Below are 15,720 nucleotides of genomic sequence, written 5' to 3'. Positions count from 1 at the left end.
GGAGCCCCGGACCGCTAGGCGGAGAGCCGCAGGCAGCGGGAGGCCTCCAGGGCGCGGGCGATGGCGGACGTGCCCTCCCCGAGCTCCTCGGGGGTGATCGAGAGTGCCGGGCGCAACCGTACCGACCGCTCGCCGCAGGGCAGGACCAGCACGCCCTCCTCCTCCCGCAGGCGGGCCACCAGGAGATCACGCTCCACCGCGTCCGGCAGGTCGAAGGCGCACATCAGGCCGCGCCCGCGCGCGTTCTCCGCCAGGTCGGGGAAGCGCTCCTGGATCTCCCGCAGCGCCGCGAGAAGCTCGGCGCCGAGTCTGCCCGCGCGCGGGATCAGGCCGTCGCGCTCCACGATCTCCAGCATCCGGCGGGAACGGACCATGTCGACCAGGCCGCCGCCCCAGGTGGAGTTGATCCTGCCGCTGACCTGGAACACGTTGCCGGGCACCGCGTCGACCCTGCGGCCCGCCATGATCCCGCCCACCTGCACCTTCTTGGCGAAGGCCACCACATCGGGACGCAGCCCCAGTTGCTGGTACGCCCACGGGGTGCCGGTGACCCCCGCGCCGGTCTGCACCTCGTCCATGACGAGGAGGGCGTCGTGCTCGTGGCAGAGCCGTTCCATCGCGAGCAGGAACTCCGCCCGCATGTGGTTGTCTCCGCCCTCGCCCTGGATGGGTTCGGCGATGAAGCAGGCGATGTCGTGGGGGTGGCGCTCGAAGGCCGCCCGCGCCGCGGCCAGCGCTCTCTCCTCGGCCGCCTCGACGTCGCCCAGATGGATCGCGGGCACCTCGATCCTGGGCCAGTCGAACTTCGGGAAGCGGTCGGTCTTGATCGGGTCGGTGTTCGTCAGCGAGAGCGTGTAGCCGCTGCGCCCGTGGAAGGCGCGGGTGAGGTGGAGCACCTTGGTGCCGAGCTCCGGGGAGCGCCCCCGCGAGGCGTTGAGACCGCTCTTCCAGTCGAAGGCGCACTTCAGCGCGTTCTCCACGGCGAGGGCGCCGCCCTCCACGAAGAACAGGTGCGGCAGCTCGGGGTCGCCGAGCACCCGGGCGAACGTCTCGGCGAAGTCGGCCAGGTGGGTGGTGTAGAGATCGGAGTTGGAAGGCTTGTTCGCGGCGACCCTGCCGAGCAGCGCCAGGAACTCCGGGTCGTCGTCGAACGGGTTCACCCCGAGGGGCGCCGAGGCGAAGAAGGTGTAGAAGTCCAGATAACTTCGGCCGGTGTGGGCGTCGACGAGACGGGAACCCCGGCTCCGTTCGAGGTCCAGCACGAGCCGGTAGCCGTCGACGAGCAGATGACGGGCGAGACGACCATGAACGTCCATGTCCCCTCCACGGTGATCCGAGAAGATGATCCCCCGTCCTTGACGCTTCTACACGGAGACATTACGCATCAGATTCGATTCCTACGAAGATTTTCTTGCTCGCGCCCGCCTGGAACGCGGATATCCGGGTGCTCGGGCCGCGCGGGCCGACCTCCCCCGGATGACCGTTTCCCTTCCCGGAGATCACCCCTTCCGAGACCACAAGCCGGTCAAATCGGCCTATCGTGCGGTAAGTGCGGTAAGTGCGATAAGGCAGCACAACAGCAAGAGGAGTCCCGATGTCCCTTCGCGAATCCGCAGCCGACATGCGGGACGAGCTGATCCGCCTCCGGCACGCCCTGCACCGGGAGCCCGAACTGGGCCTCGACCTGCCGCGCACGCAGGAGAAGGTGCTGACGGCACTGTCGGGCCTGCCCCTGGAGGTACGGCTCGGCGAGGGGCTGAGCTCGATCACCGCCGTGCTGCGCGGCTCCCTGCCGGGTCCGACCGTGCTGCTCAGGGGCGACATGGACGCCCTGCCGGTCTCCGAGCGGGGCGACGCGGCGGTCACCTCGCAGGTGGCCGGGCGGATGCACGCCTGCGGCCACGACCTGCACACCACCATGCTGGCGGGCGCCGCGCACCTGCTGGCCGCCGGGCGCGACCGGCTCGCGGGGAACGTGGTCTTCATGTTCCAGCCCGGCGAGGAGGGGCAGGGCGGCGCGAAGATCATGATTGACGAGGGCGTGCTGGACATGACGGGTGAGCGCCCGGTCGCGGCCTACGCCCTGCACGTGGTCAGCTCGATCCTCCCCCAGGGCGTCTTCGTGACCAAGGGTGGCCCGATCATGGCCGCCGCGGACAGGTTCACGGTGACCGTGCGCGGCGCCGGGGGCCACGGCGCCTCCCCGCACCGCGCCAAGGACCCGATCCCCGCGGCCTGCGAGATGGTCACCGCGCTGCAGACCATGGTGACGCGCGGGTTCGACGTGTTCGATCCCGTGGTCGTCACCGTCGGCAGCTTCCACGCGGGCAGCGCCGACAACGTGATCCCCGACGAGGCCCGCTTCGAGGCCACCGTCCGGTCGTTCTCCTCCGCCGCGCACGCGCGCGTCCAGGAACGGGCGGTGATGCTGGTGAAGGGCATCGCGGCGGCGCACGGGCTGGAGGTCGACACCGACTACGAGGTGAACTACCCGGTCACGGTCAACGACGCCGCCGAGGCCCGCTTCGCGGGCGCGGCCGTCCGCGAGGTCTACGGCGAACGGCGCTTCATCGAGGCGCCCCAGCCGTTCACCGGCTCCGAGGACTTCTCCTTCGTCTGCGACCAGGTGCCGTCGGCCTTCGTGGCGCTCGGCGCCTGCCCGGCGGACGCCGATCCGGGCAGGGCCGCCTACAACCACGCCCCCGAGGCCAGGTTCGACGACGCGGTGCTGCCCGACGGGGCCGCGCTCTACGCCGAGCTCGCGACCCGCCGCCTCGCCCTCGCCGCGAGCTGAGCGCCCCACGTCACGCGGCCGCGTCACACAGCCCCGTCACGCGGCCGCGTAGACCACCAGCGAGACCGCCACGTACTGCGCCAGGTAGGCGGCGACGGTGAAGGCGTGGAAGACCTCGTGGAAGCCGAACCAGCGGGGAGAGGGGTCGGGCCTGCGCGTGCCGTACACGACGCCGCCCGCCGTGTAGAGCACCCCGCCGAGGAAGATCAGGGCCACCGCGACCACCCCCGCGCCCGCCACGAGCTGGGGCAGCACGAAGACGGCCGTCCAGCCGAGGGCGATGTAGAGCGCGGTCGAGAGCCAGCGGGGAGCGCCGGTCCACAGCACCCGGAAGAGGACCCCGGCGACCGCGCCGGTCCAGATCACGCCGAGCACCACCGCGCTGGCCGGCCCGTCCAGGGCGAGCAGCGCGAACGGGGTGTAGGTGCCCGCGATGATCAGGTAGATGTTGGCGTGGTCGAGGCGCCGGAGCACCTCCTCCGAGCGCGGGGAGAGCGTCCCGCGGTGGTAGGTGGCCGAGATGCCGAAGAGCAGGCCGGAGGTGATCGCGTAGATCGCGGCGGCGAACCTCGCCTCCAGGGTGGGCCCCAGCGCGACGAGGACGAACCCCGCGACCAGCGCCACGGGCAGCGCCCCGGCGTGCAACCAGCCGCGAAGACGGGGCTTGACGGACTCTGCGAGCGTTTCCGCGAGGATCGGGGCCATGAACCTACGGTAGCGTAAGTTACGCCGCCGTAGGTTGTGATCTGTCCTACACGGACCTCAACCGGTCGCTACTGCGCATATGGTTTCCCCTTCGGGTTCACACCGGGTGAGTTCATGTCAGGGAGAAGAGGACCGAACCGATGGGCAGGCGGGAAACGCGGGAGCCGATGCCGGGACGGTACCCGGTGACCTTCGGCGAGGTCGATCTCCTGCAGGACCTCGACCGGCCCTCCGGCTGGGTGGTCTCCAAGGACGGCGTGCCGCAGTCCTACGTCGACCTCAACGACGCCACCTACCTCGACTTCGAGTACGTCCGGCTGATGGCCGACGTCATCGACCTCCTCGGCGAGGGCCCGCTGGACGCCGTGCACGTGGGCGGCTGTGCCTGCACCCTGCCGCGTTACGTCGCGGCGACCCGCCCCGGGTCCCGGCAGATCGTCGCCGAGCCGGACGAGGGGCTCGTCCAGCTCGTCAGGGACCAGCTCCGGCTGAAGTCGGTGCCCCGGCTCAAGGTCAGGGTCCTCGACGGCCGCACCGCCACCGCCGGGCTCGGCGACGCCTCGGCGGACCTGCTCGTGCTGGACGCCTTCAGCGGTGCCACGATGCCGATCGACCTGGCCACCTCCGAGTACATGGGGGACGTCGCCCGCGTCCTGCGCACGGACGGCACCATGCTGATCAACATCGCCGACGGCAAGGGGCTGGCCTTCACCCGCCGGGTGCTCGCCACCGTCCGCGGCACCTTCCCCCAGGTCGTGCTGCTCGCCGAGCCGGGCGTCATGCGGGGGCGCCGCTTCGGCAACCTCATCGTCGCCGCCTCCCGCGTGCCCCTGCCCGTCTCCGACCTGACCCGGAGGGCCGCGGGCGGCCTCACGCAGGCCCGCTGCGTGCACGGCGCGGACATCGTCAACTTCATCGCCGGAGCCCGCCCCCTGAACGACGGCGACGCCGTGGTCATCCCCGTACCCCCGCCCGCGGTCTTCGGCTGACCCGGCGACCCGGTAGCCACGCCCCTCAGCCCTGTACGGGAACCCAGGCGCCGACCAGCGTGCCCTCACCGGGCGCCGAGGAGACGTCGAGGCCGCCGCCGAGCGCGGCGAGCCGGTCGGCCAGCGCGCCCAGGCCCCCGCGGCCCGGCCCGTCCCGCTCGAAGCCCCTGCCGTCGTCGGAGACCGTGGCCCGCAGGCGCCCGCCCGACCAGGCCAGCCGCACCTCGATCCTGGAGGCCTCGGCGTGCTTGAGCGCGTTGGCGATGGCCTCGCTGACCGTGAAGTACAGGGCTCCCTCGATCTCGTCGGGAAAGCGGCGCGAACGGAGCGCCGGATCGGCCGTCACGGTCGTGGCCACCGGCAGCCGCGAGCAGCGCTCCTCGACCGCCTCCGCCAGGCCGCCCTGGCTGAGCACGGACGGGTGGATGCCCGCCGCCAGTTCCCGCAGGTCGGTGAGGGTCTGGCGGGCCTGCTCGCGCAGGAGCGCCAGGCTGCCGGGACCGCCGCCGGTGGCACGGGCCAGCTCCAGCCCCGCGATCAGCGCGACGAGCTGCTGCTGTGCCCCGTCGTGGATGTTGCGCTCGATCCGCCGCCGCTCGGCCTCCTGCGCGTTGACCAGGCGCGCCGCCAGCCTCGCGCTCTGGATCGCCAGCCCGATCGGCACCGCGAGCGAGCCGAGCAGCCTGCGGTCCTCGGCGTTGAAGCGCCCCGCGATCTTGGGCCCGCAGGCGATGTGCCCCAGCCCCGCCGGGACGGTGAGCAGCGCCTTTCCGTCCTCCTCGCCCGCCACCACCCGCGTGCCGTCCGCGAGCGTCACGGCGGCCCACCTCGTCTCCAGGCCCGCCCGTACGGCCTCCGCCAGCCTTCCGAGCTGCTCCACGGGGTCCGCCTCCTCCAGGCCCGGCCCGAGCTCCGTCAGGAGCTCGTCCACCGTCGGCCGGAGGTCGAAGACCAGGAGGAGCCTGGAGCCCCTGACCGCCACCCGGATGTCGAGCAGGTTGTGGCGGAACACGACGGTGGCGATCACCGCGGGCAGCGCGGCCACCGCCGTCACGACGCCGACCCAGCTCACCGCCTGGCCGCCCTGCCCGAAGATCATTGTCGTCACGGAGCCGCCCAGGGCGGCCACCAACCCGAGGATCATCCAGCGGAGGCGGCGTCGCTCGACGAGGGTGCCGCGCCGCCGGCGCAGCACGAGGGAGGCCAGCACCGACAGCGCGACGAGGAAGACCACCAGCTGCCCGAGCCCGCCCACCGAGGCGGCGATCAGCCCGGCCACGCCTTCGAGCCCCAGCGGGTTGCCGTGCGGAACGGCCGAGACGTAGACCTCGTCGGGGCTCAGCAGGACGCCCAGCCAGTGCAGGAGGATCGCCACCCCCGCGATCCAGGCGACCGGACGCCAGCGCGGCGAGGGCAGCCTGCCGTCAGGGAAGATCAGCGGGATGAACACCCAGCTCAGGCCGTAGAAGCCGACGAACAGCGAGGTCAGCAGCGCGCCGGCCACGGTGAGAGGGCCCTGGGTGTCGCCGTACGCCACCAGGGCGCCCACGCCGAGGACGCCGAGACCGAGGCAGTCAGCGGTGACCAGCAGCAGCCAGCCGTAGGGGTTGTCGGGGCGCCTGACCGCGACGAGCAGGCCGACCGAGGGCAGGATCGCGCAGGCCACGATGAACAGCCACTGGGTGAGCGGCACGGGCACACCGGCCTCCAGCAGGCCGCCCGTGGTCACCCCGGCCACCGACACCGCGGCCATGAAAACGGCGAGGGCGCGAAGCGGGGCGGTCGACGCCGACGTCGGCGGACCCGGCTGCGACGCGGGTGCCGGAACGGTTCGAGGGGCCGTGGACGTCATGGGACGTAGGGTGACCTGCCGCGGACTTCGCCGTCCAGGGGGTTGTCCGCACATCCGGTGCGGTTCGCCGCACCCGCGAGACGGAGGACCGCCGGGTGTCGCGAGCCGAGGGCGCTTTCTAGTTTCGGATGGAGGCCATCGGGGAGGTGGCCGCAACGCCGGAGAACATCCCGAAGGAGCATCTCATGCGGTTGCCGTTCCGATCGAAGCGCCTGCCGGCCCTCGCCGTCGCCGTCATGGCCGTTCCAGCGATGGTCCTGCCGCCGGCCGCCACCGCGTCGGCGGCCGTGGCAGGGACGACCACGGCCGAGGCGGTCGCGGCAGGGACGGTCACAGGTGGGGCACTCACCGGCGGAACGCTCACCGGCGGGACGCTCACGGCAGGGGCGCTCGCGGCCGGCGGGCCTTTGGCCGAGCCGGAGATCCCGGACAGCCCCGCGGGGCGGCAGCTGCGCTGGTTCCTCGGCGCGCCGGACCGGGCGCCGCTGGCGGAGAGCGAGCTCAAGGAGCATCTCAACTCCGGCTACCTCTCGTCGCTGACGGTCAACGGCGTCAACGCCTTCCTCAAGGCGTCGAAGGGGTTCCGCCTGGAGAAGCTGACCAAGGAGACGCCGTCCGCGCTGGCCGGGACCGGGGCGATCGGCGAGCAGGCGTTCACCCTGCAGCTCGGTGTGGACGGGGACGGGAAGATCAACCTGCTCGGGCTCACGCCTCCCGAGCCCTCCGTCCCCGCCGCTCCCGGAAGCTGGAGGAAGCTCGACGCCCGGCTCCGCGAGGTCGCGCCGCGGGTGGGCTTCCTGGCCGCCGAGATCGACAGGCGAGGCAGGTGCGACGTCGCGCACGCCGTGGCACCGGACACGGTCCGGCCACTGGGCTCGATCTTCAAGCTGTACGTGCTGGGCGCCGTGGCCGAGAGGATCCGCGACGGCGGGCTGAGCTGGAACACCAAGATCACGATCAGGCCCGAGTGGAAGAGCCTGGGCGAGGACGGGCTGACGGGCCGCCCCGACGGCAGCACCACCACGGTCGAGGAGGCCGCCAAGCTGATGATCTCGATCAGCGACAACACCGCCACCGACCTCCTGATCCACACGGTCGGCCGCAAGGCCGTGGAGGCCAAGGTGCGGCTGTGGTCGAGCCATCCCGAGCGGAACACCCCCTTCCTCACCACGCGCGAGGTCTTCCTGCTCAAGGGCGTGAACCACCCCGCGCAGGCCCGCGCCTACCTGGCGCTCGACACCGAGGGAAAGCGCGCCTACCTGAAGGACACGGTCGCCAGGCAGTCGCTGTCGGACATCGTGCTCTGGCAGAAGCCCAGGGAGATCGACACGCTGGAGTGGTTCGGCTCGCCCCGCGACGTCTGCCGCGCCTACGCCGGGCTTCTCAAGCTGGGCGGCAAGCGGGTGAGCGCGGTGATGTCGGCCAACGACGTCGGTCTCAAGCTCGACAGGAAGAAGTGGCCGCTGGTCTGGGCCAAGGGCGGCTCCGAGACGGGTGTCCTCGACCTGTCGTACCTGGCCCGCTCGGCCGGGGGGAGGACCTACGTCGTGACCGCGCTGACCAGCGACCCCGCCGCCGCGCTGGACGAGCGGGTCACGGCCCCCGAGCTGATCTCGCTGAGCCGGGGCGGCTTCGCGCTGGCCGCCGGAAAGTAGTCCCGCCCGGGGCGGCGGGCCCCATCGGGAGGTGACCCCGGGAGCCGGGGAGGGCCGCCGGGAAGCGGCTCCCCCACGGGCGGGAAGCAGCCGCAGGGAGGCGTCCCCGCCCAGGTGGGCCGCCTTGATCGACGAGGCCGTGGCACTTCGTTGCCACGGCCTCGTCCGTCATGGAATAGTTGAAACATCAACTGAGTTATCACCTGCGAACAACGCAGGAAGGAACACAAGATGCCCGCCGTGACCGTAGAGAACCCGCTGACCCTGCCCCGCCTGCCGCAGCCGCTGACCGCGACCCGCGAGCGCCAGGTGCTGGCCGTCACCACCGCGCCGAGCGGATTCGAGGGAGAGGGCTTCCCGGTCCGCAAGGCACTCGCGACGATCAAGTCCCAGTATCTGGACCCGTTCATCATGATGGACCAGATGGGCGAGGTCGACTACGCGCCGGGCGAGCCCAAGGGCACCCCCTGGCACCCGCACCGGGGCTTCGAGACCGTCACCTACATGATCGACGGCGTGATGGACCACGCCGACTCGCACGGCGGCGGCGGCACGATCTCCGACGGCGACACCCAGTGGATGACGGCCGGTGGCGGCATCCTGCACAAGGAGGCTCCCCCGGAGTGGCTGGTCCAGAAGGGCGGCCTGTTCCACGGGATCCAGCTCTGGGTCAACCTGCCGGGCAGCGAGAAGATGGTCGCGCCCAAGTATCAGGACATCGGCAGGACCAACGTCGTCCTGCTCAGCAGTCACGACGGCGGAGCGCTGGTGCGTCTCATCGCGGGCGAGGTCGGCGAGTTCACCGGCCCCGGCTCCACCCGGACGCCGATCACCCTGCTGCACGCCTCACTCAGCCCCGGTTCCCGGCTGACGCTCCCCTGGCGCAAGGATTTCAACGCGCTCGCGTACGTCCTGTCGGGACGCGGCACCGTCGGCGGCGACCGGCAGCCGATCGAGTCGGGCCAGCTGGCCGTCTTCGACGGTTTCGGCAACCTTCCCGGGCTGGGCACCGACGGCGAGACCATCACGCTCTCGGCGGCCGGCACCCAGGAGAGCCGCAGCCCCAACCTGGAGGTCATCGTGCTCGGCGGCCGTCCGATCGGTGAGCCGGTCGCGCACTACGGGCCGTTCGTGATGAACACCCAGGCGGAGCTGGCGAAGGCGTTCGAGGACTATCAGGCCGGTCGTCTCGGCACCATCCCCGCCGGCCACGCCTGATCGCGGAACGCCGGCCCGGCATCGGGGGCCGCCGCCGGGGCTAGCGTTCGGTGAGGGTGACGCAGGCGACGCGGGGGCCGGCGGTGCCGGCCTCCGCACCGGAGGTGCGGGTGGGCTTGGCGTGGATCACGAGCGACCTGGGCAGCCGCCCGGGGACGAGCGCCCAGTCCTGGGTGGTGGTGGCGATGGCGTCGCCCCGGACGTCGGTGGTGAAGTCGAGCCAGACCTCGTTCTCGGCGCTCGCCCGGCTGTGGGAGTGCTGGTAGTGCGGCCCGGCGTCCTCAGGTTCGAAGCCGCACGGATTGACGTGCAGGTGCGCCCCGTACGTGCGGCTGTGGAGCATGCCCTTGACGATGACCGTGGCGGTGGCGAGCACCGCCCCCGACTCCACGGTGACCTGCGCCGAGGCTCCGGAGGGCACCAGCGTGGTGTCGTAGACGATGGCGGAGGCGCGGGGCGCGGGGCGGGTGAACGTGCCGCCCCCGGCGAGGCGGATCCCCTCGGCACTCGGGCCCGCGCTGGGGCTGTGCCCGGCCGGATGGGGCGCGGCGACCTGCTCGCCGCAGCCCGCGCAGAGCAGGGCTACGGCGGCGAGAACTCCCAGAATGCGCATCCAAGATCTCCTTGACCGGACCGGAGAAGAGCAGCGCTCACCATATCGAGTGATCGTGTGACCACGCTCGGTATTGACCGCTCCCGGCCACGCCGCCTCGAAGATCCATGACAGGAGTCCGGACGGCGTCCGCACCTCGTACGGAAAGGCGGTAAGACGGGAATCACCGCCGACAACGGATATGACCGCCGGGGCCGGCTGGCGCGGGGCTGAAGGTCAGAAGTACGTCGAAAGCGGGCGCGCGGGGCGGGAACACCCTCGCCTGCCCCGCCAGGACGGAACCGCCTCCGGCGGGTTCGTCACGACACGACCGTCCTCACCCGGCCCGTCAGGCTGGAACCGCCTCCGGCGGGTTCGCCGCGACAAGACCGCCCCACCCGGCCCGTCACGACGGGGCCGCCTCCATCGGACCCGTCACGACGGCGACGACCGTGGTGTTCCGGGGAAAGGCTCCGCGTTCCGCGAGGGTGAAGAGGCCCCACATCATCTTCGCCACGTAGATCCGTTCGAGTGACATCCCGTGCCGGTGGGCGAAGTCGTCGGCGAACGCGTCCAGTTCGGGGGTGCGCCTGGCGTAGCCCCCGGCGTGGAAGTCGTGGTCGATCGTCCAGTTGGCCGACACCTCGCCGTAGGTGGCCGCCTGGAGCCCGGCGACGTCGCCGGCCAGGAACCGGGCTCCCCGCAGGACGGAGAAGCCCAGGGCCCGCCGGCCCGCCGTCAGCCCGGCGGCGATGCCTGCGAGCGTCCCCCCGGTGCCGACGGGGCAGCACACGACGTCGAACGGTACGTCGATCTCCCCGGGGAGTTCGGCGCAGCCCAGGACGGCCCGCTCGTTGCTGCCGCCCTCGGGCAGCAGGTAGAACCGGCCGAACTCCCGGCGGAGCGCCTCGATGACGGGAACGGTGTCCTTGGCGCGGTAGGTGGTGCGGTCCATGTAGACCAGCCGCATCCCCGAGCGCTCGGCGAAGGCCAGGACGTCGTTGAGCGGCAGGTGTTCCTCGCCCCGGATGACGCCGACGGTCCGGAACCCGAAGCGGGTCCCGGCCGCGGCGACGGCCCGCACGTGGTTGGAGTAGGCGCCGCCGAAGGTCAGCAGGGTCTCGTGGCCCAGCTCGGCGGCCCGCGCCAGGTTGTGCCTGAGCTTGCGCCACTTGTTGCCCGGCAGGACGGGGTGGATCAGGTCGTCGCGCTTGAGGAGCACGCGCACGCCCGCGCGGGCGAGCCGGGGGTCGTCGAGCTCCACGAGGGGCGAGGACGGCGCACGGCCGAACCCCACGACGGGCGAGGGCGGTCTCCGGTCGTCGAACTCCGCGACCGGCCAGGACGGCGCACGGCCGGACTCCGCGACGGGTGAAAGCGATGCCCGGTCGGACCCCACGACGGGCGAGGGCGGTGTGCGGTCGGGCTTCCGAGGCCCGTGACCCGGGTCAGTCATGATCGGCCGAGGAGCGGTTCAGGCGTTGGCCGAGGCTATCTCGTCGATGCGGGCGGCCAGGGTGAAGTCGAGTTCCGTCAGGCCACCCGCGCTGTGCGTGCTGAGCGCCAGGTGGAGGGTGCGCCAGCGGATGTCGATGTCGGGGTGGTGGTCGAGCTTCTCGGCCTCGACCGCGATCTCGTCCACGATGCGGATCGCGGTCGGGAAGTCGGTGGCGTCGATCGTGCGGCGGATCTCGTCGCCCTCGCGCCGCCACTGGGGCAGGCCGGTCAGCCGGTCGTCCACCGAGGAGTCGTCAAGCAGGTTCATCCTCCCAGGAGATCATGTCTCCGGCGAAGACGCCAAGCCTGGGCAGGCTTCCGGCGCGCCGGGCCATGGCCATGACGCCCTGGGCCATGGAGGTGGCGTGGCTGGCCTGGTCGAGGAGGGGCTCCAGCTCGGGGAGCAGGCCGGGCAGCCGGGCGAGGCTCCACTCGTGCCAGCCCGACAGGCGGGTGCCGCCGCTGTCGGGGTCCTCGGCGCGGTAGGCGGCCAGGATCGGGCACTCACGGTGGATGCGGAGCAGCCACCCCTCGATGTCGGCGTTGAGCGCGGCGATCCGGGAGGGGGCGGCGTACAGCCAGCCGTCGTCGCCGATGCGGTCGGACTCGCCGGGGGCGACCGGGTAGGAGCGGACCACCGTGCCGTGCAGGAACAGGCCGCTGGCCACCATCAGCTGGCGGCCCTCGCACCAGTCGAGCGCCCCGCGCAGGGGCACCGGGACGGTGTCGACGATGACGGCGCGCTGGGAGGTGCTGGGCTGCCGGGCGAAGCGTACGTGCACCTCGGCCCACATGTAGTAGCTCGCCTCCCCCGCGCCGAAGAAGGGGAAGGGGAAGTCGGGGTCGTGGTGGGCCATGTGTCGGGTTCTCCGTGGGGAGGGGACAGGAGTCGTTCCGAATATGAACGACTCCCGACCACACTCCCGGGATTACTCGCCGGGACTCTTAATCTGACCGGATCCGGTCATTTGACGGCGCCGGAGGTCAGGCCCGACTGGATCTGGCGCTGGAAGATGATGTAGATGATCATCACGGGGATGATGGCCATGCTCAGCGCGGCGAACAGGCCGGGCCAGTCGGCCTCGTACCCGGCGCTGGTGGAGATGTTGGCGACGCCCTGGGTGATCACCCACTTGTCCTCGACGTTGCCGGAGAGCAGCACGATCGGCAGAAGATACTGGTTCCACTGCCCCAGGATGTTGAAGATCGTGATGCTGATCAGGCCCGGCTTGGCCATCGGCATCATGACCTGGAAGAACGTCCGGGTGTGCGAGCAGCCGTCCATCATCGCCGCCTCGGCCACCGAGGTGGGCAGCGTCTTGAAGAACGCCGACAGGAAGAAGACGGTGAACGGCAGCGAGTAGGCGATGTAGACCAGGATCAGGCCGAGGTGGGTGTCGATCAGGCCGAGGTTCTTCACCACGAAGAACAGCGGGACCAGCGCGAGGAAGACCGGGAAGGTCATGCCCGACACGAACAGGAAGTAGATCGCCCTGTTGCCGGGGAAGGTGTAGCGCGCCAGCACGTACGCGGCCATCGAGCCCAGGAGCATGGTGCCGGCCGTGCTGCACGCCACCACGAAGACGGTGTTCAGCATGTACTGGCCGATGTGGGCCTTCTCCCAGGCCCGGCCCCAGGCGTCCCAGCCGAAGGTGGCCGGGAGGGTGATGGCGTCCCCGAAGATCTCGGTGTTGGTCTTGAAGGACGACAGGAACGTCCAGACGATCGGGCCGATGATCAGGATCGCCCAGACCAGCAGCGCGACGTGGGACAGCGCGCCGAAGATCCCGAGCGGGTTCTTCGCGCGGCGCCCGGCGGGTGCGGAGGCGGAGGAGCGGGAGGCGGGCTTGCGCGCCGTGTCCGTGGCCATCAGAACTCGATCCTCTCGCGCCGGGTCACGCGCAGGGTGAGGGCGGCGAACGTGATGGTCATGAAGAACAGCGCCACGCCCATCGCCGACGCGTAACCGAACTTGGAGAAGTTGAACGCCGTGCGCCAGATCTCCATCGGCAGCACCGTCGTGGAGTTGTCGGGCCCGCCCCGGTCGACCGAGAGGACCTGGACCAGGGCGAAGGCGTCGAAGGCGGCGATGCCGAGATAGACCCAGGCGACCTGCATGGTGTCCCACAGCAGCGGGATCGTGATCCTGAAGAACAGGGTGAACCGGCCCGCGCCGTCCAGCGCGGCGGCCTCGAACACGTCCTTGGGGATGGAGGACATGCCGGCCGAGAACAGGACCACGTAGAAGCCGACGGCCTGCCAGACCATCACCGCGATGATCGACAGCAGCGCGATGTCCGGGTCGATGAGCCAGCCGACCGGCTCGATGCCGGCCTTGCCGAGCAGGCCGTTGATCACGCCGGTGCCGTCCGGGCGGTAGATCGCCTGGAAGAGCACGCCGACGATGGCCACGGCCAGGACCTGGGGCAGGAAGAAGATCACACGATAGACCTTCGAGCCCCAGATCCCGGTCATCTGGCCGCCCCGCTGCCCGCCGCTCAGGTTGAGCAGGAAGGCGAAGAACAGGGCGATCACGATCGTGACCAGCGGCATGACAAGTAGCAGAACACCGTGGTGGCGCACCGCGGCCCAGAAGACCTCGTCGTCAAAGAGCCTGGTGAAGTTCTCCAGGCCGATGAACTGGGGGTTCGCCGAGATGCCCTTCCAGTTGGTCATCGAGATGTAGAAAGCCTGTATGTACGGGCTGATCACGAAGACCACGTAGAGAAGGACCGGCGCGGCCAGAAAGCCGACGATGAACGGATACTTGCCCTGCCGCATCGGGAGCTACACCGTCCGGTTCTGCTTGGTGATGGACGAGTCGGACTTGGTCTTGTCGGCGGCCTTCTGCATCTTCTCGCAGAACTCGTCGGCGGAGATGCGGCCGAACATGAGCGCGTTGGTCTGCTTGCGCAGCTCGGTCTCGAACTCCTTGTACCAGTTCTCGAAGCTGCTGAAGGTGACGATGTTCTGGCCGGCGGCGGTCTGCGCGGCGCTGAGGCTCGCGTTGCCGGGCGACAGCTCCAGGCCGTCGGCGGCACCGGTCACGACGGTGATGTTGCCGGACTTCTCGGTGAAGCCGCGCGCGCCCGCCTTGGAGAGCATGATGCGCAGGTACTCCAGGCCGCCCTTGGGGTTCTTGGCCTTGGCGGGGACGATGTAGGCCTCGCCGGCGGCGGCGCGGATGGCCTCGAACGGCATCTTGTCGGCGGCGGTGACGCTCGGGGTGGGCGACAGCGCGTACTTGAAGGTCTCCGGGGTCTGGGCCTTCTGCTCGTTCTCCAGCCAGGAGCCCGAGGGGTAGAGCGCGACCTTGCCCTGGTTCTGGCGGAGCTGCACCTCGGTGTGGATCAGGCCCTCGAAGGACTTGTCCATGTACTTGGCGATCTCGGCCCAGGCGGCGGCGGACTGCTTCATGGCGTCGCGCTGCCAGACGCCGTCGACGAGGTTGTCGACGTCGACCAGGATCTGGTTGCCCTCGATCTTCGCGGCGGAGATGAGGATCATCCAGTACGCGTAGTAGGCGGCGTTCTTGCCCGCGTACGCGAAGGGGGTGATCCCGGCGGCCTTGGCCTTCTCGGCGAAGGCCTTGAACTCCTCGAAGGTCTTCGGCGGGGTCCAGCCGTTCTTCTCGAACAGCGCGGAGTCGTACCAGAGGCCGTACGCGGAGAAGACGTAGTTCATCAGGTAGGGCTTGCCGCTGATGAGGCCCGACTCGACGGTGCCCGGCGCGACCATGTCGCGCACCTTCTTGCTCGGGTCGTCGATCGAGGGGGCGTCCCACAGCTCGGTGAGCTCCAGGAGCTGGCCCTCCTGCTGCAGGGCGCCGTTGTCCATCAGGTCGGTGCCGGAGTTGGCGATCATGTCGGGGACGTCGCCGCCGGCGAACCGCGGCTGCAGGGTCTGCGCGATCTGCTGGGTCGCGACGTGCTTGACCTGGGCCTTCGGGAACGCCTTCTGGTACAGCGGCTCGTGGACCTCGGTCGCGTAGCTGTCGCCCAGGCCGCCCTTGAAGATGACGACCTCGAGGGGCGCGTCGGCGGCGACGCCGAACGGGTTCGCCGCGGAGACCGCGCCGCCCGCGGAGGGGGCCGCGGAGGCCGGGGCCGCGGGGGCCGCGCCGCCGCCGGTGGCGCAGGCGCTGAGCAGCCCGGCGCCGGGCCCGGCGACCAGAGCGGTCATGCCGATCCGGCGGAGCATCTGCCGCCGGGTGATGTCTCCGGGCGTGCCGGCCAGGTTGGACATGTAACCCTCCATGAACGGGGGATCAATTAGGAAAGTTTCCTAAACGTTTGCCCGAAGGTACGTACCCCCGGAGTCCACCGTCAAGAGCTCGTATCCGGTCTAGACCGAGCCGTGATGTCCTCGCGACATATCCGGTAGAAACCAAACGCCAGGGAAGTGCAATCCAATGACAG

General features: G+C 70.7%; 14 protein-coding genes. 4 read left to right on the top strand and 10 right to left on the bottom strand.

All coding sequences use genetic code 11. From position 1 onward, the window contains the following. Positions 1-14: 14 nt before the first annotated feature. Positions 15-1,316: an L-lysine 6-transaminase gene (gene lat, locus AC5L38_RS14120; RefSeq protein WP_495243235.1), complete on the bottom strand. Its 1,302-nt coding sequence runs from the start codon at positions 1,314-1,316 to the stop codon at positions 15-17. A 278-nt stretch (positions 1,317-1,594) separates the two neighbouring features. Between lat and AC5L38_RS14115 the strand changes: the two genes are divergently transcribed. Beyond that, on the top strand, positions 1,595-2,794 hold the full coding sequence (locus AC5L38_RS14115; RefSeq protein ID WP_495243234.1) for a M20 metallopeptidase family protein: 1,200 nt from the start codon (positions 1,595-1,597) through the stop codon (positions 2,792-2,794). A gap of 36 nt (positions 2,795-2,830) precedes the next feature. Here the strand turns inward: AC5L38_RS14115 and trhA are convergent, their stop codons facing one another. Then, positions 2,831-3,499, bottom strand: a complete 669-nt coding sequence (gene trhA, locus AC5L38_RS14110; RefSeq protein WP_495243233.1) for a PAQR family membrane homeostasis protein TrhA — start codon at positions 3,497-3,499, stop codon at positions 2,831-2,833. Between the two features lie 140 nt (positions 3,500-3,639). On the opposite strand from trhA, the gene AC5L38_RS14105 reads away from it, so the two are divergent. Next, complete coding sequence (locus tag AC5L38_RS14105; RefSeq protein WP_495243232.1) at positions 3,640-4,488, top strand: spermidine synthase; 849 nt, start codon at positions 3,640-3,642, stop codon at positions 4,486-4,488. 25 nt (positions 4,489-4,513) lie between these two features. Here the strand turns inward: AC5L38_RS14105 and AC5L38_RS14100 are convergent, their stop codons facing one another. Beyond that, positions 4,514-6,340 (bottom strand): sensor histidine kinase, encoded by a 1,827-nt coding sequence (locus AC5L38_RS14100; protein ID WP_495243231.1) that lies wholly within the window; start codon positions 6,338-6,340, stop codon positions 4,514-4,516. Between the two features lie 185 nt (positions 6,341-6,525). Between AC5L38_RS14100 and AC5L38_RS14095 the strand changes: the two genes are divergently transcribed. Both AC5L38_RS14095 and AC5L38_RS14090 read left to right on the top strand, forming a co-directional pair. Continuing rightward, positions 6,526-7,995, top strand: coding sequence for a serine hydrolase (locus tag AC5L38_RS14095; RefSeq protein WP_495243230.1), 1,470 nt, complete (start codon positions 6,526-6,528; stop codon positions 7,993-7,995). A 231-nt stretch (positions 7,996-8,226) separates the two neighbouring features. Next, positions 8,227-9,213: a pirin family protein gene (locus tag AC5L38_RS14090; RefSeq protein WP_495243229.1), complete on the top strand. Its 987-nt coding sequence runs from the start codon at positions 8,227-8,229 to the stop codon at positions 9,211-9,213. Between the two features lie 40 nt (positions 9,214-9,253). Here AC5L38_RS14090 and AC5L38_RS14085 read toward each other — a convergent pair whose 3' ends face one another. From AC5L38_RS14085 to ngcE, 7 genes are all read right to left on the bottom strand, one after another. Then, positions 9,254-9,826, bottom strand: a complete 573-nt coding sequence (locus AC5L38_RS14085; RefSeq protein ID WP_495243228.1) for a superoxide dismutase family protein — start codon at positions 9,824-9,826, stop codon at positions 9,254-9,256. 385 nt (positions 9,827-10,211) lie between these two features. Further along, on the bottom strand, positions 10,212-11,069 hold the full coding sequence (locus tag AC5L38_RS14080) for a 1-aminocyclopropane-1-carboxylate deaminase/D-cysteine desulfhydrase (protein WP_495243227.1): 858 nt from the start codon (positions 11,067-11,069) through the stop codon (positions 10,212-10,214). Positions 11,070-11,279: 210 nt separating this feature from the next. Then, positions 11,280-11,570 carry a 4a-hydroxytetrahydrobiopterin dehydratase gene (locus AC5L38_RS14075; protein WP_495243226.1) on the bottom strand — a complete coding sequence of 97 codons (291 nt, stop codon included), beginning with the start codon at positions 11,568-11,570 and terminating at the stop codon, positions 11,280-11,282. Beyond that, positions 11,557-12,159, bottom strand: coding sequence for a hypothetical protein (locus tag AC5L38_RS14070; RefSeq protein ID WP_495243225.1), 603 nt, complete (start codon positions 12,157-12,159; stop codon positions 11,557-11,559). The genes AC5L38_RS14075 and AC5L38_RS14070 overlap by 14 nt, the downstream gene beginning before the upstream one ends. Before the next feature lie 107 nt (positions 12,160-12,266). After that, entirely contained in the window at positions 12,267-13,172 is a 906-nt protein-coding gene (locus AC5L38_RS14065; protein ID WP_495243224.1) for a carbohydrate ABC transporter permease, read from the bottom strand. Then, positions 13,172-14,083 carry a carbohydrate ABC transporter permease gene (locus AC5L38_RS14060; protein ID WP_495243223.1) on the bottom strand — a complete coding sequence of 304 codons (912 nt, stop codon included), beginning with the start codon at positions 14,081-14,083 and terminating at the stop codon, positions 13,172-13,174. The genes AC5L38_RS14065 and AC5L38_RS14060 overlap by 1 nt, the downstream gene beginning before the upstream one ends. A gap of 6 nt (positions 14,084-14,089) precedes the next feature. Next, the gene (gene ngcE, locus AC5L38_RS14055; RefSeq protein WP_495243222.1) at positions 14,090-15,547 is read right to left on the bottom strand and encodes an N-acetylglucosamine/diacetylchitobiose ABC transporter substrate-binding protein; all 1,458 of its coding nucleotides are present in this window, start codon (positions 15,545-15,547) and stop codon (positions 14,090-14,092) included. Positions 15,548-15,720: the final 173 nt, after the last annotated feature.

It is taken from the genome of Streptosporangium nanhuense, assembly GCF_059358815.1.
This window is presented reverse-complemented; position numbering and strand designations above follow the sequence as displayed.